At 56.1% G+C, this 22292-nt stretch carries 15 protein-coding genes; 12 read left to right on the forward strand and 3 right to left on the reverse strand.

Translation table 11 applies throughout. The annotated features are described in order from the left end of the window. Positions 1–2: 2 nt before the first annotated feature. Complete coding sequence (locus MKY96_RS00710) at positions 3–3173, forward strand: alpha-mannosidase (RefSeq protein WP_340937917.1); 3171 nt, start codon at positions 3–5, stop codon at positions 3171–3173. A gap of 224 nt (positions 3174–3397) precedes the next feature. Further along, a complete protein-coding gene (locus MKY96_RS00715; RefSeq protein WP_340937919.1) occupies positions 3398–4414 on the forward strand; it encodes a glycoside hydrolase family 130 protein in 1017 nt (338 codons plus the stop codon). Positions 4415–5214: 800 nt separating this feature from the next. Here the strand turns inward: MKY96_RS00715 and MKY96_RS00720 are convergent. Continuing rightward, a complete protein-coding gene (locus MKY96_RS00720) occupies positions 5215–7551 on the reverse strand; it encodes a helix-turn-helix domain-containing protein (RefSeq protein ID WP_339251406.1) in 2337 nt (778 codons plus the stop codon). A 262-nt stretch (positions 7552–7813) separates the two neighbouring features. Here MKY96_RS00720 and MKY96_RS00725 point away from each other — a divergent pair, with 262 nt between their 5' ends. The 8 genes from MKY96_RS00725 to MKY96_RS00760 all read left to right on the forward strand — a co-directional run bounded on the left by MKY96_RS00725 (position 7814) and on the right by MKY96_RS00760 (position 17295). Then, positions 7814–8923, forward strand: coding sequence for an amidohydrolase/deacetylase family metallohydrolase (locus tag MKY96_RS00725; RefSeq protein WP_339251404.1), 1110 nt, complete (start codon positions 7814–7816; stop codon positions 8921–8923). Beyond that, entirely contained in the window at positions 8901–10007 is a 1107-nt protein-coding gene (locus tag MKY96_RS00730) for a DgaE family pyridoxal phosphate-dependent ammonia lyase (protein ID WP_339251402.1), read from the forward strand. Before MKY96_RS00725 ends, MKY96_RS00730 begins: the two co-directional genes overlap by 23 nt. After that, positions 10007–10762 carry a 2-dehydro-3-deoxy-phosphogluconate aldolase gene (gene dagF / locus MKY96_RS00735; protein ID WP_339251400.1) on the forward strand — a complete coding sequence of 252 codons (756 nt, stop codon included), beginning with the start codon at positions 10007–10009 and terminating at the stop codon, positions 10760–10762. Before MKY96_RS00730 ends, dagF begins: the two co-directional genes overlap by 1 nt. Further along, positions 10755–11768: a sugar kinase gene (locus MKY96_RS00740; protein WP_036730392.1), complete on the forward strand. Its 1014-nt coding sequence runs from the start codon at positions 10755–10757 to the stop codon at positions 11766–11768. The genes dagF and MKY96_RS00740 overlap by 8 nt, the downstream gene beginning before the upstream one ends. Further along, positions 11755–12501 carry a GntR family transcriptional regulator gene (locus MKY96_RS00745; RefSeq protein ID WP_209876752.1) on the forward strand — a complete coding sequence of 249 codons (747 nt, stop codon included), beginning with the start codon at positions 11755–11757 and terminating at the stop codon, positions 12499–12501. Before MKY96_RS00740 ends, MKY96_RS00745 begins: the two co-directional genes overlap by 14 nt. 302 nt (positions 12502–12803) lie before the next feature. Continuing rightward, positions 12804–13778 (forward strand): alpha/beta hydrolase, encoded by a 975-nt coding sequence (locus MKY96_RS00750; RefSeq protein WP_339251396.1) that lies wholly within the window; start codon positions 12804–12806, stop codon positions 13776–13778. 145 nt (positions 13779–13923) lie between these two features. Further along, the gene (locus MKY96_RS00755) at positions 13924–15219 is read left to right on the forward strand and encodes a homocysteine synthase (protein ID WP_076084569.1); all 1296 of its coding nucleotides are present in this window, start codon (positions 13924–13926) and stop codon (positions 15217–15219) included. Positions 15220–16230: 1011 nt separating this feature from the next. Continuing rightward, on the forward strand, positions 16231–17295 hold the full coding sequence (locus MKY96_RS00760; RefSeq protein WP_340937924.1) for a hypothetical protein: 1065 nt from the start codon (positions 16231–16233) through the stop codon (positions 17293–17295). Positions 17296–17776: 481 nt separating this feature from the next. On the opposite strand, the gene MKY96_RS00765 is transcribed toward MKY96_RS00760, so the two are convergent. After that, positions 17777–18907, reverse strand: a complete 1131-nt coding sequence (locus tag MKY96_RS00765; protein WP_340937926.1) for an IS4 family transposase — start codon at positions 18905–18907, stop codon at positions 17777–17779. A 131-nt stretch (positions 18908–19038) separates the two neighbouring features. Then, positions 19039–19839 carry a polysaccharide deacetylase family protein gene (locus MKY96_RS00770; RefSeq protein ID WP_340937930.1) on the reverse strand — a complete coding sequence of 267 codons (801 nt, stop codon included), beginning with the start codon at positions 19837–19839 and terminating at the stop codon, positions 19039–19041. Between the two features lie 302 nt (positions 19840–20141). Between MKY96_RS00770 and bglB the strand changes: the two genes are divergently transcribed. Together bglB and MKY96_RS00780 are read left to right on the forward strand one after the other, a co-directional pair. Continuing rightward, positions 20142–21206 (forward strand): beta-galactosidase BglB, encoded by a 1065-nt coding sequence (gene bglB / locus MKY96_RS00775; protein WP_340937932.1) that lies wholly within the window; start codon positions 20142–20144, stop codon positions 21204–21206. Continuing rightward, the gene (locus MKY96_RS00780) at positions 21199–22239 is read left to right on the forward strand and encodes an SGNH/GDSL hydrolase family protein (protein WP_340937935.1); all 1041 of its coding nucleotides are present in this window, start codon (positions 21199–21201) and stop codon (positions 22237–22239) included. The genes bglB and MKY96_RS00780 overlap by 8 nt, the downstream gene beginning before the upstream one ends. The last annotated feature ends 53 nt before the right edge of the window (positions 22240–22292 follow it).

Genomic DNA, 22292 nt, shown 5'->3' on the forward strand with positions numbered 1-22292 from the left:
CCATGAAGCGAATGGAGCGGTTCACCGGATGGCTGGCCAAGCGGCAGTGGGCTGAGAAGATAGAGCTTGCGGAATGGAGGATGCGCAAATCCCGTTACCTCACTCCGGGCTGCTATGAGCATGAGGAGGAGCTGCACCAGCAATACAACGTTTCCCTGCTGGACGGAGGATATGGAACCACCTATTTCCTTCAGCGGGAGATCACGGTTCCGGGAGACTGGGGACCGGAAGAGGCCGCGCTGCTCTATCTGGGACGCGGGGAAGGCCTGCTGAAGCTGGACGGAGCGCCATACCATGGCCTGGACAGCAATCACTGGTTCATTCCGCTGCCGTCCGGCGCTGCGGGTGAACGCCTGGAGCTGGACATCGAGCTGTATGATCCGGTGCCTGAGCCGGAGGACCCGCTGAACCGCCAGGCGGTGATCAAGCCGCCGCTGACGGGCATTGAAATGAAGTTTGTGCGCGTTAATCGTCCCGTATACAGCCTGCTGTATACGGTGCGGATCGTGTATGAAGCGGCCCTTCTGCTGCCGGAGGGCGACATGCGCCGCCTCCGCAGCTTTAAGGCGTTGGAGCGGGTGATGGACACGCTCTATATGAAGGAGGAGCTGCTGCTGGACGGCGGGGCCGTAATTGCGGCGGAACAGCAGCTTCGGGAAGCTGCGGCAGCGGAACGGCCTGCGGGACTGGACCCGGGGACAATGCATATGGTCGGCCAGTCGCATATTGATGTGGCCTGGCTGTGGCCGGTCCGGGAGACGGTCCGCAAGGTCAGCCGGACCTTCTCCACGGTCTGTACACTGATGGACAAGTACCCGGACTTCCGGTACTCGCAGAGCCAGCCCCAGCTCTATGCCTTCGCCAAGGAGCATTATCCCGAGCTGTACGGGCGGATCAAGGAGCGGATTGCCGAAGGCCGGTGGGAGCTGGTCGGCGGCATGTGGGTGGAGCCGGATCTGAACATTCCCGGCGGGGAGTCGCTGGTGCGGCAGATGCTGTACGGCCAGGGCTTCTATATGAAGGAATTCGGCAAGCATTCCACGATTGAATGGCTGCCGGATACCTTCGGCTATTGCGCTTCCCTGCCGCAGCTGCTGAAGCAGGCAGGCATCGATTATTTCATGACCACCAAGCTGGGCTGGAATGACACCAATTCCTTCCCGCATACCTTATTCCACTGGGTCGGCATTGACGGGACGAAGATTGTGGCCTATCAGAACCATGGGGTGAACGAGCATACGCATCCGAAGGATGTGCAGGAGCACTGGGAGGCCTACGCCCAGAAGGAAGAGCACGATGAGCTGATGCTGCTCTACGGCCACGGCGACGGCGGAGGCGGGGTCACGCACGAGATGCTGGAATATGTGGCCTGTACTGATCTCGCGCCGGGCCAGCCGGTCAGCAGATTCTCGACGGCCGAAGCCTTCTTCTCGGAGATCGGCTCGCGCCAGCCGGAGCTTCCGGCGTGGCACGGCGATCTTTATCTGGAGCTGCACCGGGGGACCTTCACGACCCATGCCTACAATAAGCGCAGTAACCGCAAGGCGGAGATCTTGTACCGGCAGGCGGAGATCTGGAGTGTGCTGGCGGAGAAGGACGGTGCTCTGGAATTGGGGCAGCCGGAGCAGCCGGATGTGCAGCGTCTGCTGCCCGCCGGGGAGCTGGCCGAGGGCTGGAAGCTGCTGCTGCTCAACCAGTTCCATGACATCATTCCCGGCACCTCCATCCCGGAGGTGTATACGACCTCGCGGGAGGAATACGCCGAGATCTTCCGTCTGGGCGGGCAGGTGCTGGACACCGCTCTGCACACTCTGGCGGGTCAGGTGAATACTTCGTCTGGCGAGGGCCGTCCTTATGTGGTCTTCAACAGCCTGGGCTGGGAGCGGACGGAGGTCATCCGGCTTACGGGCGGGTCTGAGTTGGCTGAGGTGCAGGTATTCGATGAAGATGGCATGCTGCCGACTGAATGCTGGAACACGGAGGCTGGCGGGGACAGCTACACACTGGCTGTACAGGTCCGTAAGGTTCCGGCCTTCGGCTGCCGGACAATCTGGCTGCGGGAGGCTGCGGAGCCAGCCGGAGTACGGCTTGAGCTGCAGGGTGATCCCGCCGCCGGAGACGAGTTCCCGGAGCAATGGGAGACGGACCATTATATCCTGACATTCAATGAAGACGGCGAAATCAGCCGCTGGTTGGACAAAAGCGCGGACCGTGAGCTGCTCCAGCCCGGCCAGACCGGCAACCAGTTGCAGTTCTATCATGACACCCCGCCGCTGTGGGATGCCTGGGATATAGACCCGCGTTATGAGCAGCAGCCTGCGGGCAAGGCGAAGCTGCTGGACCGCCGGGTAGTCAGCAGCGGCCCTGTGCAGACCGTGCTGAAGTTCCGCTGGCAGCTCGGTGAATCACAGATTGAGCAGGAGATTGTGCTGCCCCGGAACAGCCGCAGGGTGGATTTCCGCACCCGCGTGAGCTGGAGGGAGCAGCATAAGCTGCTGAAGGTTGCTTTTCCGGTGGATATTGTGGCAACTAAGGCTACGTATGAGATTCCGTTCGGCGCGCTGGAGCGCCCGACCCACCGCAACACCAGCTGGGAGCAGGCGCAATTCGAGGTCTGCGGACACCGCTGGGCCGATCTGTCCGAGGGCGGCTATGGCGTCAGCCTGCTGAACGACTGCAAATACGGCTATGACATCCATAACGGGGTGCTGCGCCTCTCGCTGCTGCGTTCCCCGCGCTGGCCGGACCGCAATGCCGATCAGGGGGAGCATGAATTTACTTATTCCCTATATCCGCACAGCGGAGAGTGGCGGCAGGCGGATGTGGTACGGGAAGCGGCAGCGCTGAATGAGCCGCTGCTGGCGATTAGCGAAGCTGCACATCCCGGCCGCTATCCAAGCACCCATGCCTGGCTCGCCTTCCAGAGCGGTCATGTCATGCTTGATACGATCAAGCAAGCAGAGGACGGCAGCGGCACGATTATCCGGCTGTATGAAGCTGCGGGCAGCAGAGAGTCGGCCACGCTGGACTGGAAGGACCAGGAGATCAGCGCCTGCCGCGTCAATCTGCTGGAGAGCACGACCGGCTCCGTGACGACCAGCTGCGGTGTGATTCCGCTGTCCTTCAGACCCTACGAGGTCCAGACGTTTAAGCTATATAAGAAGCACAAATGAAATTAATTGAAAGCAAATAAGCGGAGGGGAAATTTGGAACTGTAGGAGCGGCAGCGTCCGCCTTTGTCAACGGGTTTCAACCGCTGAAAAGCGGATTAAATCAAGAAATCTGTTGACAACAGCGGCCGAAAGTCCAAATGTTCACCGGAGTGACGATCAAGCTTCAAGTCCAAAGGCTAAGTGCTTCTTATATACCACCAACATCATTCGCAGGAGGAATAGACATGCAAATTACAAGACATCCCAATAATCCGATTGTCGTCCCGGGCGGCTATGAGTGGCGCAAGGTGACCGTGTTCAACCCGGCGGTTATCATCGACAACGGCAAGTTCTATATGATCGAGCGCACAGCCGGTTCCTTGACTCCGTGCAAGAACTATCTGGGGCTGCTGGAGAGCGAAGACGGAGTGAACTTCACCCATGTGAAGGATGAGCCTATTGTGACGCCGGATATGCTGGGCTTCCCTTACGGCAGTGTACAGGACCCGCGCATTGTGAAGATTGACGGAACGTTCTACCTGAACTACGCCTTGCGCCCTTGCGCCATGAGCTATTATCCTACCGGGCGCGGCGTCCCTGAGCGCTCCATTCCGACCTACCCGGACGGCTGGGGAGAAGAGGAGGGCCACTGGCTGACCCGCTCCTCGATTCTGAAGTCAACGAATCTGCTGGACTGGGAGTTCGTGGCGGACACCACGCCGCTGGATATTAACGACCGGGACAACATCCTGTTCCCTGAGAAAATAAACGGCAAATTCGTGCTGCTCCGCCGCCCTGAAGAATATGTGGGCGAGGCCTACGGCACGGAGAAAGCCGCCATGTGGATTACCTATTCCGAGGATCTCGTGAATTGGGAAGAACCCAAGCTGCTCGCCACCGCCGGGAACCTGTCCTGGGAATCGCGGAAGATCGGCGGCTCTACGCCTCCCATCCGTACAGACAAGGGCTGGCTGGTGCTCTATCACGGCGTCGATGAAGAGATCGTCTACCGCGTGGGGGCGATGCTGCTGGATCTGGAGCAGCCGGAGAAGATTATTGCCCGGACCCATAACTTCATTATGGAGCCGGAGACGTATTACGAGAAATTCGGCTTCCAGATTCCAAATGTCATCTTCCCGACCGGCAATGTGGTCAAAGACGGCCTGCTCTATATCTACTACGGCGTAACCGACACAGCGATCGCGCTCGCCACAGTGCCGCTGGATGAACTGGTGGAGCATATTCTGAAGGAAGCAGAGTAGCTGGTAGCCTTTAGGAAGCGGAGTAGGCGATAGCTCCCGGAAGCGCGGATTAGCCAGTAGCCCCGCTTCTTGGGGCGCCTGGTTCAACCCCGGCAGACCGTAGACCTCTTCATAAGGCATTGAGGACATAAATGTTGTATATTTTGCAGTTTTGGTTCACAGATAGTCAGGTGTATGGACCGATTGTTGCATAAAATTCAACAATATTCCTGCTAAGCCGCCTACAAAAGGTGAAATCCTGCTTTTTGTGCAACAATTGCTGATTCTGGACGATAGGATGAGGGAAATGTTGCATTTGTTGCAGGATTATTGGGTTAATCACCAGATTTCTGCCCGAGAAGGCGGATGAAAAGTGGCCGAAAGGCAGATGAATTTTATTTGACCGGATGCAAATAGATAAATGGGATTATATGGTTAAAATTTGATGGAACCGGACGAACCAGATGGAACCGGACGAACCAGATAGCGAACCAGATAGAACTGGACTAAGCAGATGGAGCCGGACAAAGCAGATGGAACGGACGAAGCTAATGGAACCAATAGAACTGAGTGTAACTGGGATGTATTGGATGGAACCGCATGGAGCCGGACAAACAGATGGGGCTGGATATAACTGGATATAACCAGATTTAATTGAATCTAATTGGACGAAGCCGCATGAAGCTGCACGAAACCGAAATTCCCTGCGGCCACCGCCGCCGCCGGAATTCAGGCTATTAACTATTCACACGATGAAGCATTGGCGGTGATCCGTAATCTTAAGCTCAGCCTATCCAGGCAGGGCGGAAGCTCCGCCCGTTTCAAACCGGTCTTTTCGCAGCGGCCCCCTTCAAGGCATGTTCCTTGCGGTATTGCCCCGGCGTCAGACCGGTTTCTTTTTTGAACTTGCGGATGAAATTGGGCGCATCCAGGTAACCGACCTGCTCGATGATCTCCTTGAGCGGAGCGCTGGTGTTCTCCAGCAGCCGGATGACCTCGTCCACACGCCGCTGCCAGATATATTGCGAGAAATTGCTGCCGGTCTTCTCCTTGAAGCTCCGGCTTAAATAAGAGGTCGAGATGGCGAACTTCAGCGCTACATGCTCCAGGCTGAGGGTGTAGTCTGCGAATTGCTGGTCCACATACTCCAGAATGTCATCCATCAGGGAAGACTCACTGGTCTCTGTGTTCCGCTCGACCTGCGCGCAAATGGCGGAAGCCAGCGAGAGCAGCCGGCTCTCCAGCTCCTCTAATGTCTCGAAGGAGGTCAGCTCCGGCATATTGGTGAACACCTCATCCATTCCAAGCTCGGAGGCGGTGCGCAGAAAAGCGTTCAGCAGATCGAAGCAGATACACCGCAACAGATGAACCTGCAGCGGCTCGTCCTTGATCGTGTCAATGGTGTCGGTAATCATCTGGGCCGCTACCGATTCGTTGCCCTGCTTCAGACTCTGCTCCAGCTTCAGCATGGTTTTGCGCGGAATCCAGAAGCTCTCGGCAGCGGCAGGGTTCAGCTCCGCAAGCTGCTCGAAGTAGGTGACCTGGCCGCTGCGCCGGATCATCCGGTGCTCCAACGCGGCGGCGGCTTCAATGAAAGACTGGTTCAGCCGGGCGAGATCACGGTAGGCCATACCGACACCGATACTCAGCGCAAGCTGCGAGTGTTCACGGATCACATCCTGAATCGCTTCAATCACCTGCTCCATCCGGCTCTGAACGGGCAGTTCTCCCTCCCCTGGAAGGGAGATGATCAGGGCGAACTGGTCCTTGACCGAGAATTCAATCCCGAAGATCTGCGCATCCGGGCCCGGCAGGCAGATATTGCTCAGCATCTCCTGCAGCAGATGGCGTTCCTGCCAGGACTTGCCGCCCGGAGCGGTATCATCCCAGGACAGGATGGCCGAGAAGTAGAGACCCTGTCCCTGCGGATGCCGGAAGCCTGCGCTCAGGATCATCTGTTCAATCTCGGGATCATCCGGCTGGCCGTGCTTGAGCAGCAGCAGCATGCACTGGTTGCGGACAAAAGGCTCCTGGAGATCAATCCGGGCACTGTAGTCATGAAGCGTCTGCCGGATGGACTCCCATTCATCGCGCAGCTTCGGAGCCTCATTGCTGTTGCCTCTCGGCTTGGCGAACTCCATCAGATCGCGGATCGGGTGATACTGCCGCTTGGCCAGCAGCAGCGCGGCCGCTATGCCGGTAACGACTGTAATACAGAAGACAATCAGAATCAGTGTCTGGACATGGGCAACCCGGCTGAAGAACTGGAAGCTGGGCATCGTGGTGACGTAGGTCCAGCCATTCTCCTCCGACTGCACGGACACGACGGAGTACTGTTCCCCGTCCAGCTCCAGATTGTGTATCCCCGGCTCAAGGGCGGATAGGGTCTGAAGCTCGTTCTGGGGAAAGCTGACGCCATGGCTGTTCGCGGTCAGCACCTCGCCGGAGGGGCCGAAGATATAGCTGCTGCCTGAGAAATCGCTCAGAACCGAATCCATAACGCCGGTAAGATTGGATTCCTTCATCAGATAGACGACCGTCCCGTAAGGGAAAGGGTCATTCGGCTTCACCGGGACAAGCATGGCGAGCATCGGCTCCATCCGGGAATTGACGGTCACATTCTCGGCAGGACGGACGAGCGGCTGACGGGTCTCGTTCAAGTCGCGCCGCAGCTCCTCCGAGGTCCAGCGCTCGAACTGATAGAGGGTATCGAAGGTGACATGAAGATCAGCCAGGCCGCGATAAGAATAGATATTGGAATCACCGTGGAAGTAGAGGAACAGATCCTCCGCGATGCTGCTGCTGGCCTTGTAATTGGCCAGTGCCTGAATCGCCTCCAGACTGTAATAGGGATGCCGGACCATATAAGGAGTCAGATGCTTGTCATAGGCGATTCTTCCGGCGATCTCCTGAAGCTCGTTCATCCGGCCGTCGATGGTGCTTTTCACCTGATTGAGCTGATTGACATTGGACTGTTCAATTTCGACCCGCAGGCCCTTGACGGCGTTTTCATAGACGAAGATGGTAACACCTGTGAGCGGGATCAGGAACATGAGGATATAGGAAAAAGCGTATTTCAGCAGCAGCCTTGACTTGAAATGATTCCAGGTCAGCCGGAACCGGTTCAGCAAGGATGGCTTGGGTGCGGAATTAGCCATACAGCAGTACCTCCAGTGTTAAGATATTCGGACTAGAAATCTAGGATGGAACCTCTTGACTTAGAAATTGCAGTTCTCTTCTGGATTACACTTGTGCTACTATAAACATTATAACATTATAATCTTTGGAGTGAAGCAGCTTTATATTTTTCTAAGAGGACGGCATGTCCGTTACTACTTGTTAAATATAAGGATGTATGGAGTTCATGTCATTAATCATTTTTTGTAATTCCCCTGTAAATCTGTATTTGGAAAAAAGGAGATGGGACAAGTGGGCACAGAGAACGTGCTGCGCAATTTGCGGCTGGTGGACGGCCGGACGGTAGATATCTCCATTCAGGATGGGATCATCACCGCGATTACCCCGCCGGGCCAGGCAGAAGGCAGGACCCTGCTGGACTGCTCCGGGTTATACGGCTCCAGCGGATGGATTGATCTGCATGTACATGCTGTGCCGGAGCTTGACCCCTATGGTGATGTGATCGACGAGATCGGGGTGAAGCAGGGAGTGACGACAGTGGTGGATGCCGGAAGCTGCGGGGCAGACCGGATCGGGGCTTTTTATAGTGCCAGTCTTCTGGCGGATACACGGGTATTCGCGCTGCTCAATATCTCAAGAATCGGCCTTACGCGGACCGATGAGCTCTCCAAGCTGGACTGGATTGACCGAAACTGCGCACTTGCAGCAGTAGAGGCTTATCCTGAATTCATCGTCGGCCTGAAAGCCCGCATCAGCCAAAGCGTCGTCAAAGACAGCGGCATACAGCCGCTTAAGCTGGCGCGTACCTTATCGGATGAGATGAAGCTCCCGCTCATGGTGCATATCGGCTCCGCTCCGCCTGCGATCTCCGAAGTGCTGGAGCTGCTGCGGGCAGGCGATGTAATTACCCATTACCTGAACGGCAAAGCCAATAATCTGTTCCAGGCGGGCGGCACCCCGCTGCCCGAGCTGCTGGACGCTGTGGCCCGGGGCGTCCTGCTGGATGTAGGACACGGCACGGCAAGCTTCTCCTTCCAAGTGGCGGAGCAGGCCAAGCAGGCAGGGGTTGCGCTGAATACGATCAGCACAGACATCTACCGGGGCAACCGGCTGAATGGTCCAGTGTACAGTATGGCGGATGTACTGACCAAATTCCTCTATCTCGGCTACAGCCTGGAAGAAGTGATCCGTGCAGTCACAAGCAGCGCCGCAGCGTGGCTCGGCAAGCCGGAGCTTGGGCAGATCCGGGTAGGCGGGCAGGCCAACCTGACTTTGTTCGCTCTGGAAGCCGGAGAGAAGCAGCTTATAGACTCGGAGGGCGATGTCCGGACCGCGAATCACTATATTGAAGCAAAAGGAGTCTTTATCAATGGATCACTCATTACAAGCTAAATATGGATTGAAGCGTGTGATTAATGCCAGTGGAAGAATGAGCATCCTTGGTGTATCTGCCCCAACAGATTCGGTGATGGAGGCAATGAAGCAGGGCGGGCAGCAGTACGTGGAGATTGCGGATCTGGTGGACAAATCGGGAGCGTACATCGCCCGTCTGCTCGGCTCGGAAGGGGCTGTTGTCGTGAATTCGGCCTCCAGCGGCATTGCGCTGTCGGTGGCAGCCATTGTGACCGCCGGAGATCCCCGCCTCAGTCTGCGTCTGCACCAGGAGCCGGTGCTGAAGAATGAGATCATTATGCTGAAGGGCCATAATGTGCAGTATGGAGCGCCGGTGGAGACGATGGTTTTCCTCGGCGGCGGCCGGGTGGTTGAAGCGGGATATGCCAACGAAGGCCGTGCAGAGCATATTGAACAGGCCATCGGTGAACGTACCGCAGCGATCCTCTATGTGAAATCCCACCATGCGGTCCAGAAGAATATGATCTCGGTGGAGGAAGCCTGGGAGGTGGCACAGCGCAGGGGAGTACCGATGATTGTCGATGCGGCTGCGGAGGAGGATCTGCGCAAGTATGTCCAGTATTCCGATCTGGCCATCTACAGCGGCTCGAAGGCGGTGGAAGGTCCTACTTCAGGCATTGTAGCTGGCAAGCAGGAATACATCGGGTGGCTAAAGGTGCAGCTGCACGGGATCGGCCGCAGCATGAAGGTCGGCAAAGAGACGACCTTCGGACTGCTCAAGGCTCTGGACGAGTACCAGGACAAGGCGGACAACAGCCAGCAGGAGAAGCAGGCACTGGAGGCGCTTCAGCCGCTGGCCGGTCTTCCCGGAGTGTCGGTCCGCACCGTGCAGGATGAAGCGGGCCGGGCGATTTACCGGGGACGCATCCAGATTGATGCCGCTGCTGCGGGCGTGGATGCAAGGGAGGTCAATGACCGCCTGCGGGAAGGCGAGATTGCAGTGTACACCCGGGACTATGGAGTGAAGCAAGGGTATTTCGATATCGATCCAAGGCCGCTGCAGGGCGATGATCTGCAGGTCATTGTCAGCAGAATTCATGAGATTATAGGGGGCAGATCATAATGAGCAAGATTCAGGAGCGATTCTATAAGAACAGAGCGGCACTGAATGTACTGGCCGGCAGTATCAGGAATGCCAAGGATATATACGAGGCTGCCGAAGGGCATGTTCTGGTAGGCGTACTCTCCAAAAATTACGCCAACGCCCGCGAAGCGTCCGCCGCTATGACGGAGTATGGACAGATGATCCAGGATGCCGTATCCATCGGGCTTGGAGCCGGGGACAACCGCCAGGCGGCGGTAGTCGCAGAGATTGCTTCAAGCTATGCGGGCAGCCATATCAATCAGGTGTTTCCGGCTGTAGGAGCGACCCGGGCCAATCTGGGAGCCAAGGACAGCTGGATTAACAGCCTGGTCTCTCCCTGCGGACAGCCGGGCTATGTCAATATATCCACCGGCCCGGTCAGCGCGGGGAATGCTTCGCAGGCCATCGTTCCGGTGCACGCTGCCATCGCCCTGGTCCGGGACATGGGCGGCAATGCGCTCAAATATTATCCGATGAAGGGGCTGGAGCTGGAAGAAGAGTATCGTGCGGTAGCCAAGGCCTGCGGAGAAGAAGGATTTGCCCTTGAGCCTACGGGCGGCATCGATCTGGATAACTTCGCGCCCATTCTGGAGATTGCGCTTCAGGCGGGTGTACCGCAGGTGATCCCGCATGTCTATTCCTCGATCATCGATCCGCAGACCGGGAACACGAACATCCAGGATGTCCGCACGCTGCTCAGCGCGATGAAATCACTGGTGGACCGGTATGCCTAGAATCGCTGCATTTGGCGAAGTGATGATGCGGCTGCAGGTTCCGGGGGTGGAGACACTGGCCCAGAGCAGCAGGCTGGAGTACTCTTTTTCGGGCAGCGGGGTAAATGTAACGGCAGCGCTGGCCAGATATGGCCATAACGGAGCATTAATCACGACCTTGCCGGAGACTCCGGTAGGGGAAGCCGCAATCGCTTATCTGCGCAAGCTTGGGGTAGATACGTCACTGATCCGCCGGGGCGGCAAGCACCTCGGGATGTACTTCCTGGAGAACGGGTTCGGTGCCCGCCCCGGAAGAGTCACGTATACCGACCGGCTGGGCAGCAGCTTCAATACCGCTGAGGCTGATCAGTATGATATGGCGGCGCTGGTTTCCCGGGTGGATGTGCTTCATCTATGCGGCATTACGCTGGCTATGAATGACAGGGTGCGCGGGCAAATGAAGCAGCTTGCGGCAGAGGTGAAGCGTGCGGGGGGCAGGGTGGTATTCGACTGTAACTACCGTCCGGCGTTATGGGGCGAGGAGGGTTATGCCAAGGCCCGCCCGCATTACGAAGAGCTGCTTACGCTTGCCGATCTGGTGCTGATGAACGAGAAGGATGCGCTGTACATTCTTGGCACCGCAGCGGCAGATTATGATAGAATAACACAGTTGAAGCAAGCGGTGCCCGCTGTGGCGGAGCGCTTCGGAATCGCAGCGGCAGCGGGCACCCACCGTGAGATTAACGCAGACAATACGCATTCCCTCACAGGATATCTGTACCGTCAAGGTACGTTCGCGTTCTCCCGTAAGCTCACCTTCCCGGTGTATGACCGGATCGGTGCCGGGGATGCTTATGCCAGTGCCATTATTCATGGTGAATTGCAGGATTATCCGCAGCAGCAGACGGTGGATATGGCAGCGGCCGCAGCGATGCTGGCCCATACCATCCCGGGCGATACAGCGTTGTTCACCGAGAGCGAGGTGCTCCGCGCGCTGGATGGCCATACCTCAGATGTTGAAAGGTAGTGAACGTAAGGTGTCTCTGAAACGCAAGCAAGGCCCCTTATACCAGCAGATCCAGAAGATCCTCAAGGACCGGATTCTGCACGGGGTATACCCGCTCGGCAGCATTATCCCTTCCGAGCCGCAGCTGGAGAAGGAGTTCGGGGTCAGCAAAATGACGGTCCGAGGTGCGGTCCAGGAGCTGGCCCAGGAAGGCTATGTGCAGAAGAAAAGCGGTGTCGGAACCATTGTCATGCGCAATACCGCCTATCAGAAGCTCTCTAAGGGCAAACGGTTCACAGAGCTGCTGGTTGAAGCAGGTCATAAGCTGGAAAAGAAGCTGCTGAGCACAAGTCTGGTCACCAATGAGACTGGGACAGAGGAATACAGCCGCTACGGGCCGTATTGCCAGCGGATTGAACGTCTGTATATTCTGGATGGACAGCCTTATATCCATCTGGTGCACTTCTTGACGGCAGCAGCACTGCCCGGCGGAGGGTCGGCAGAGCTGGGGGAGGACATCCAGTCCCTGTACGACTCGCTGGAGGAGAACGACATCGTGCTGGAGAACTTCAGGGACCGGTTTTTTGTCGAGTCAGCACCACCTGAGGTATGCCTGCTGCTGAAGCTTCCGCCGGGGACGCCTGTGCTGAAGCGCCTGCGCAACTCCTATGACGGGGAAGGCAGGCTGATCGAACACAGCATCGGCAGCTATAATACGGAGCTCCATCATTATCTGGTCAGCTACGACACCTGAGGCTCGTCACTCTCATTCTATGCTACGGTTGCACACAAGCTCGCTTGTAGGTAACTGTAGCATTTTTGCTTATATAGATTGAACTTGAAAATATACGGAAAGGGAAAGTGGCGGAGGGGAATTTTGGAACTGTAGGAGCGGTAGCGTCCGCCTGATAGTACATATTCGGTTCATATTCTGTTCATATTGTCGTCATAAAGAGTACATCTTCGTTCGGTAAGCTTGCATTAACGTCAATGAAGCAAGCTTACTACCATTTAAGATAGGGGAAGATGAACATGAGACCATCGGCGAATAACATAATGGGAAATCAAACGGGGTTCAAGAAACTGCGCAAGATTCTGCTTAAAATATTGGGAGCCATCCTGCTCGCTATTGTGATTTTTGTGGGGATTGTGTATATCACGAATGTAATCAGCAGCAATGCGGAGGCCAAAAGGATAGAGCCTTACGGCCAGCATGTATCCGTAGACGGCAAGAATATGAATGTGTTCATTCAAGGAGATGGCCCGGACACGGTCGTGCTGCTTCCCGGCTTCGGAACAGCTTCACCGGCGCTTGATTTCAAGCTGCTCATCGATGAGCTGTCTCCGCATTACAAGGTTGTAGTGGTTGAGCCTTTCGGCTACGGCTTAAGCGACGCAACGAAGAAAGAACGAACCTCAGAGAATATCGTAAGTGAAATCCATGAAGCGCTGCAGCAGCTCGATATTGACCGTTATATCCTTATGGGCCATTCTATTTCAGGAATTTACAGTCTGGATTATGTGAATAAATACTCAGATGAAGTAAGTACATTTGTCGGACTGGATAGCAGTGTACCCTCGCTGAGCGAGAAGAAAATAGAGTCTTCAGAGACAAGCATGGTTAAATGGTTCCGCAATCTGGGCTTCGCCCGGCTGCAATTGAAGCTGAGTGCTGACCCTTATGAGGGACTGCCGTATGATGAACATACCAAAGAACAATTGAAACTGCTGATACAGAGAAATATGTATAACACCACTCTGTTAAATGAGGCAGAAAACATGTACTCCAGCTTTAGAGGGGCTGAACAGCGAGGGGTAACGTTCCCTCCTAATCTTCCTGTCCTTCTTTTTGTTCAAGCAGAGCATCCGGCAACCGATCAATGGATTCCTGAGCATGAGAAGCTGATCCAGAATTCCGTACATGCAGACATGGAGCTGCTGGATGCCAATCATTATTTGTACCGTTCCCACCCCAAAGAAATTGCGGAGAAATTCATGAGCTTCATGAAGGGGATAGCGCAGCAGCCATGAGGCTATGCCGGGGCTTACTAAACTTAATAAAACACAGTGAATTAATAAGAATTTTATCTTTTCAAATGACATGGTTTGTGAGAGAATAGGTACAATCTTATAGAGTTAACATTTGACATTACCTATTTTAGAGGAGGAAATACCCATGTCAGAAGAGCGCAAGCTGTCCTTTGAAACCCTCGCCATCCACGCAGGCCAGGAGATTGATCCCACTACTTTAGCCCGTGCCGTGCCGCTGTATCAGACTACATCCTACGGTTTCCGGGATGCGGAGCATGCTGCTAATCTGTTCGCGCTCAAGGAGTTCGGCAACATCTATACCCGGCTGATGAATCCGACCACCGATGTGTTTGAGCAGCGTCTTGCCGCGCTGGAGGGCGGGGCAGGGGCACTGGCGACCGCTTCCGGAGCAGCAGCGATTTCCTTCTCTATTCTGAATATTGCCGGGGCAGGGGATGAGATTGTCTCCTCCGCAAGCCTGTACGGCGGAACTTATAATTTGTTCTCCACGACGCTGCCCAAGCTGGGCATTAAGGTGAATTTTGTGGATTCTGATAACCCGGAGAACTTCCGGGCAGCTATTACGGACAAGACCAAGGCGCTCTACGCTGAGACGATTGGTAATCCGCAAGGGAACGTTCTGGATATCGAAAAGGTTGCAGCCATCGCCCACGAGCACGGGATTCCGCTGATTGTAGACAACACCTTCCCAAGTCCGTATCTGCTGCGTCCGATTGAATTCGGGGCGGATATCGTCGTACACTCGGCGACCAAATTCATCGGCGGCCACGGTACCTCTATCGGCGGAGTCATCGTGGATGGCGGCAAGTTCGACTGGAAGGCCAGCGGCAAGTTCCCGGGCCTGACCGAGCCGGACCCGAGCTACCACGGGGTAGTTTACACTGAAGCGGTCGGACCGATTGCTTATATCATCAAGGCGCGGGTTCAACTGCTTCGTGACCTAGGCGCGGCCATTTCACCGTTCAACTCGTGGATGCTCTTGCAGGGACTCGAAACGCTGCACCTGCGTCTGGAGCGCCACAGCCAGAATGCACTCAAGGTTGCCCAGTATCTGGAGGCGCATGATTCGGTAGAGTGGGTCAGCTATGCTGGACTACAGAGTCACCCTTCGTATGAGCTGGCACAGAAATATCTGCCTAAGGGCCAGGGCGCGATTCTGACCTTCGGAATTAAGGGCGGGGCGGCCGCAGGGGTGAAGCTGATCGAGAACGTGAAGTTGTTCTCCCATCTGGCCAATGTCGGCGATTCCAAGTCGCTGATCATCCACCCGGCCAGCACCACTCACCAGCAGCTGTCGGACGAAGAACAGATTACCGCCGGTGTTACACCGGAGCTGCTGCGCTTGTCCATCGGTACTGAATCCATCGACGATATCCTCTATGATCTGGAGCAGGCGATCGCTGCCAGCCAGCAGGCTTAGGCCGGTTTAGCGGGAGCGGGCTGTGCTGGGGAGTGAGAGGTTGAGCCGCTGAGCTGCCGGAGAGTTGTAGCTGGATAGACGGTGAGCAGAAGCAGTGTAATCCCCCCAACCGGTTTCAATTAAGCACAGTTCCTTGCGGCTATAGGAGTTACAGACCACTGTTTGATGCAGAGTGTTTCTGCATTAGGCGGTGGTCTTTTTTTTGGCGGGAGCAGGAGGTGGGTGTGGAGTAATGGGAAGAGGGAGGAGGGGGTGCGAGGATGTGAGAAATGAGGAAGTGGTTTGCGAGGAACTGATTTGCAAGGAAATGAGAAAATGGGTTTGTGAGAAAAGTGGTTCGTGAGAGAAGCGGTTTGTAAGCGGCGCGGTTTGTGAGGAGTTGATTCGCAAGAAATGGGCCAGCGAGTGTATTTTGTACAATAGATTAGGCCATATCCGGCGTTAAAATCCGTTCTGATGTATTCCATACAACAGATTTCCGGTATACGGTCCCAAAACACCCTTTCTGCGGAAATCTGCTGTACAAACTGCAATAGATCGCTTTTTACAACCGCTAAAGAGAAGATCTACTGTAGTAAATACAATAGATCACTGTGCGCCAAGCAGAACTCGAAGCCTTGCTCGAACCCGCAGTCGAAACGCAACCCAACGCAACCCCAGTTCAAAGCCTTTAGGGATTAATAATAAAATATGTAAAGTTACTTCCTACCCACCTCAGCTCGCCTCACTTACTCCAGCTTATTCACACATTCCAACTCGCCCCACCCGCTCCAACTCACTCATCCGCTTCATTTCACCCGCCTAATCTAGCTCACGCACTCCCCTCAACACGCGGCCCCACCGTGTCCACTACCGATCCGGGTAAGGTGTTGCTGCCGCATTCCTTTGATACCGTTTGCATATTTCAGTACCTTTGCCAGTATTTATAGATTGAAGCCTCTTAATATGCTGGCAGCTTCTCTTCAGGGGAGCGGAGCGGCAGTAATTCAAAGGTAAAGGGTGGGTGCGAGGATGAAGGGTGAACGCCAGCAGAAGGATGATCCAAACAAGGAAGAGCGCCCGTTCAAGTATAACGCCGGGGACCGGACCATTGGCGTGGAGATGAGCCAGTCCGCATCTGTAGCCTCCGCCGCAGCGGAATTTCTTGCTGAGGGGGACCGGCGCAAGAGTAACGTGAGTACGAGCCGCACGTATAACCGCCGTCCCGGGGAGCGCCAGGCCTTCCTGGTGCTGCGCGAGGGCAGGGGGGACGGGGCTGTCCGCCGTGAGCCGCCCGGCGTCTACCCTGCGGGGCCCTGCCTGATCCGGGGCGAGGAATGGCTGCACGAGCCGGAATTGTCGGCGCTCTATTCGCGCTGGATGTCGTGCGGGGATGAGGAGCCGGTGCAGGCTGAGCGTATCCTGCAGCGGATCTATCACCGGCTGCGGGCAGCTGCTGCCGACCTCCTGGAGTCGGCGGATGGTGTCTGGGCCGCAGTCACTCTGCCTTACACGGCGGAGCTCGCCGCCCGCCCGGACCGGCTGGCCGCGCTGCAGGACGCGCAGCTCGGCGCGCTGTTCGCCGCCGTCCTGCACAGCCAGCGGCTGGGCGGCGACAGCCGCATTGACCTGCTGGCGCCGTACCCCGCCAGCCTGGAGGAATTCGCGGCGCAGCGCGAATTCATTGAGGGCGTGGCCGAGCAGACTCTCGGCCACGCTTATGCGGCAGCCTGCCGCATCGGGGCGCTGCTCGCGCCCGATGTGGGGCCGGCTGCCGCCGGGGAAATCGCGCGCATCGCCGATTTCCTGGTGCTGGACGGCGCGGCGGAGGAGGCCGCGCCAGGAGAGAACGCCGCCGAGGGCTTCGCGCAGGCGGCGGCCGGGGTGCTGGCCGCCGTGCGCCGGGTGCGGCCGGCGGCGGCAGTGCTCGCCGCGGGGGCACCGGCGGCGTACGCGCTGGCCGATCTGTACGAGATCGGCCTGAGCGGGGTCTTCTGCGGCGCGGCTCAGCGGACCGACGCGCTGCTGCGGGCGGCCTGCCTCACCTGGATAGCGAGGCAGGAGCATCCTGATGCTGCCGCCGGAGGCTGGCAGTAGCAGGCGGGTTGGGCGGCTGTTCCTAATTCATCTAGAGCTGCGACTCAAGCTGTTCAAGCTGCTGCCACCGCCTGAGCATTATCACCGTCACACGCCGGTAATCAGGCCTTTGGGCCGCCGGACCATACATTATTACTGACAACTATCAGTGCCTAAGTGACTCTACTATAACAATAACCCGATTCCACCAGCCATTCAGGCTGCGGCGGAATCGGGTTATATTGTGCTGCATATAGCAGGGAGTTACCGCACCACAGTGTACCTTTGAACTAACCGGCTGCTGTAGCCGAAATCCTGCACTAAATACAACATTCCCCGCGTTAAGTCGGCTGTAACTATGGATTGTTGCATGAAATGCAGCATTTCTCATCTCCCGAACCGATGGGCGAGACAATTCCTGCATTTTGTACAACATTCCTCTCAAAATCCCGGGATTAATGAATCAAAGCTGCAATTAGTGCAGGCGTGTTGATTCCCCATATTATGGGAGGGACAAAATGCCAGGATGACCTTTACGCCTGAGCAGATTAAACTGAACCTGCCACTCCAGCGGAAGATTAAACATACGCCAATACTGCATAAATTCCCAAAAGGTCAATTGAGCAAAGGTTGGGACTTTAGGTTGAACGGTATCGTATAGGCACTTTAAAAGCACATAGACACAAAAGGCCACATATAACTGGCTATATACCGCATTTTCGGTCGTTCCGAATAGACAGGGCACATTCAGATGCTGTTTAATCCAGCGGAAAAAGACTTCAATTTGCCAGCGGGCCTTGTAGATTTCAGCGATCACATAAGCGGACTCTTTTCTCAAATCGGTCACGACCCGTACGACTTCACCCCGGTCATTTTCAAATTCAACGACGCGGTGGCGCTGGGCGGACTGGCATTTCCCTTGACCAATATAACAGGTGATATCGCGTACAATTTTGGTGTCTCCCTCCGCCGGTCGCTGAAGCTTTCGCGGCATCACCAAATGGAGATTGTCTTTCAGACGAATCACAAAGGACTGACCTTGCTGCACATATTGATCCAATCGACCGATTTTTCCATACGCTCGATCCTGGACTAAAAGGTAGTCCTTATCGGCCAAGACTTCTCCAAATGGAGCGTCATTGCGCCGGGCAATCGATTCGACCACTTTCACGGGAGAACGCTGCCCATGCGAAAAAGCGACATGCAGCTTAATGCCTCCTCTGAATTTTTTATACGGAGCCCAAGACATGTGGGAGTTTGCCGCCGTAATCGTCGTAGAGTCAATAAGCAGAAGATCTTTAGGCAGATTCAGGTGCCGCCGGGTTTGCCGGTTACATTTCTGGACGAGCATTTGAAAGATACGTTTGAAGATGTCGTAAGGGACTTCACCGGCCTTGCCGGAAAACGTGGAGTAATGAATCTCGGGCAAGTCAACGCTTGGGCCTAAGCGGGCACTTTGCCGGAAGCCGTCCCATTTGTGGTAACAGGCTTGGACAAAGTAATCGAGCAGCAACTCGACGGTCATTTTGGTTGCTGTATCCTCGTAGTCCTCGGTCTGTCCGGTCACCATTTGGACTTCTTCCGGTGTTAGTACTTGTTTGAAAACGGCTAAGAATGGGGTATATTTATTCATGAGGTCGCCTCATTTCGGTTTGGTTTGGTCGTACTTACCATTACCCGAAATGGCGGCCTTTTTGTCCCTTTTTTTGGGAAATCAACACGCTTGCAATTTGTGCAACATTTCTCCTTCGTGGTCAGCAATCCCTACCCCAGCTTCACCGTTCCCCCGCCCGGAATACGGCGGGCTTCATCCCCCACAGAGACCCACACCTCCGTAGCCGACGGGTTATACACTATCTCCTGCGAAGCTGAGAAGCGCAGTCCCTGCACAGCGGACAGGTAGTCCACGATCTCGATGTTGGTCGCGTACCAAATGTCTTCATGGCCGCCCATCATGGCGGCGAACTGCTCCAGCTCCTGCCAGTTATCGTCGTCATTGAACTCATAGCTGTGTCCCCAGACGTACAGCAGTTGCATATACGAGAAGCGGGGCTTTTCCTCCAGGAACTTTTTGCCCAGGGCCAGCATCTCCTTGTGATGGCAGGTAGGGTGCCAGGCCAGCAGGTTGTCCGGCAGACTGAAGCTGCGGTGGGAATTCACCGTACGGGAATACTCAATGCCCAGGGCAGGCAGCAGGCCGATCACCTGATCATTGTAATTGCCGAACGGATAGGACATGCCCCTTACAGGATAACCGGCCAGCGCCTCCAGCGCCTTGCGGTCCGTCAGAATCTCACCCGTGATCCCCTCGCGCGGAGTCATGGTAAGGAAAGGATGGGTACTGGTATGCGCCGAAATCTCATGCCCCTCATAGAGCGCAGCCACTTCGTCTTCAGTGATATAGCCTTCATTGCCGAAGAACCCAGAATTCAAATGGAAGGAGCCCTTCAGCCCATGCCGGTTAAGGATCTCCACCAGACGTCTGTCGTGGATTCTTCCATCATCCCAGCTTAATGTGAGCGCTTTAGTAACACCGCCCGGAAAAAGATCAAACTTGATTCTCATCACCTGTTACCCTCCCTGATTTCTCAATACAGAATTAGAACGTGAGCATGTACTCCTCCTTCTGATGAATACAGTCCCATTATGAACAATGCCAGAAGTGAAAGCGATTAGCAAGATTCTTGTTAATGGACGATACTGCGGCGCTTGACTACACTGGGGTTGCTAACAGGGCTATACAGCCGGGAAAAGGCTACACAGGCTTCAGGTTCCGGGTTTGAAGAATCAGGCTCCAGATTTGAGGTTCCAGGTTTCACGCTTCAGGCTCCAGGTTCAGAGCAGGACATTTTACAAGGAGGAACATTATGGAGACAATATCACGAACAGCACTGGAAGGCCATATCGCCCGTGTCATTGAGCGGATGAAGAATATGAAAGGCTCGATTCAGGAGACTGCGCCCATCGGCATTATTGCTATGGATAATTGGGAGTGGCCACAGGGGGTGGGACTGTTTGCCCTGTACAGTTACTACCGTGAGAACCGGAAGGAAGAAATTCTGCATTACCTGACCGGCTGGTTCGACAGCAAACTTGACGGGGGCATCCCCGTGAAAAACGTCAATACAATGTGCCCGATGCTTACCCTAAGCTATCTGGCAGAGGAGACCGGGCGCGCAGATTATATGCAGCTATGCCGGGAGTGGCTGGAGTATGCGCTGCATGAGATGCCACGCACGGAGGAAGGCGGCCTTCAGCATGAGGTGACCGGCAGTCCGAATACCGGGCAGCTCTGGGACGACACGCTGTATATGACGGTGCTGTTTGTAGCCCGGATGGGGATCGTGCTGAAGGAAGAGGAGGGCATTCAGGAGAGCATCCGCCAGTTTCTTGTCCACCTCAAGTACCTGACCGATCCCGTGACCGGATTGTTCTTCCATGGCTGGACCTTCGAGGGAGGCCACCATTTTGCCCGGGCCCTGTGGGCACGGGGCAATTCCTGGTATACCGCCGGACTGGTGGATTACCTGGAGATGGTGGAGCTGCCGCCAGGGGTGAGCAGCTTCCTGCTGTCCTCCCTTGCGCGGCAGGTACGCAAGCTGACGGAGCTGCAAGCCCCGGAAGGTGCATGGCATACCCTGCTGGACGACAGCAGCTCGTATCTGGAGACCTCGGCCACCGCTGCCTTTGCTTACGGCATGTTGAAGGCGGTGCGGCAGGGACTGCTGCCTGAGGACTGCCGCAAGCCTGCAATGGCAGCCCTTCATTACGTGCTGGACCAGATCGATGAGGACGGGGTGGTGCAGGGTGTCTCCTACGGCACGGGAATGGGTGCTACGCTTCAGGACTACCGGGAGATTCCGGTCTGCCCGATGCCCTACGGGCAATCCATGGCGCTCCTGCTGCTGGTGGAGGCGATGAAGCATGTATAATTCCGCCAGCCTCAATTCCGCCAGCATCAAGGGGCTGCCGGGGCTGGACCGGATTGCCTTCCATAATGTTGGCGAGCTGGAGCCGGCTACGGGCTACGGAGTGCACCTCCGCCGCATTCCCCGCAGCGTTAGGGAGCATCTGAACGAGCGGGGCCGGTTCATCGCCGGGGAAGCGGGCGGCTGCGAGCTCAGGTTCGTCACACCGGCTCCGAATATCCGTGTCACACTGACCTTGCCGGAGACGGATGGCAGCGTAACGGTATACAAGGGCGGGCTGTTCCATTCCAGGCATGAACTGCAGGCCGGGACGATCCGCACCCTCCAGCTAAGCGAGCCGCCGCGGCTGGCGATGGCAGAGCGCGGGCTGCTGATGGAAGCGGGCTTCGCGCCGGAGGTATGGCGGATCTGCTTCGGACGGTATGCCTGTGTGGTCTGCGGCATCGAGACCTTCGGCCATCCGCTCCGCCCGCCGGTGGAAGGGGAGATTCCCCGCAAACGCTGGATTGCTTACGGCTCATCCATCACGTATGGAGAGAACAGCAGCCTGCCGTATATTGCCCACGCGGCAAGACGGCTGGCTGCCGATGTAGTCAATCTCGGCATGAGTGGCTCCTGCCATTGTGAACGGGAGATGAGCAACTATCTTGCGGCGCAGGAGGACTGGTCATTCATGACGCTGGAGCTGGGCGTGAATATGCGTGACCACCTGTCGCCGGATGAATTCCGTGAGCGGAGCGGCTACCTGCTTGACCAGCTGGTGAGCAGACATCCCGGGAAGCCGGTAGCGGTGATCACGATGTATCCCAATTTTGCCATGTTCCCCGGCAGCGGAGTAGCCGAGAAGGATCTTCAGTTCAACGACATTCTGCGAAGTCATGTGCAGCGTCTGTCCCGTCCCAAGCTGAGCCTGATCGAGGGAAGCCGGGTGCTGGATGACCTGGCCGGGCTGTCCTGCGATCTGATTCACCCGGGGGATGAGGGACATATACGGATGGGTGAGAATCTGGCCCGGGAGCTGGCCGGAATCCTGTAATCCCGGGCTGCATAAGGGTTCAGCGGCAATTAACAGAAAAACTGAATATTGCC

The sequence above is a fragment of the Paenibacillus sp. FSL R7-0302 genome, from assembly GCF_038006885.1.
GTDB lineage: Bacteria > Bacillota > Bacilli > Paenibacillales > Paenibacillaceae > Paenibacillus_AQ.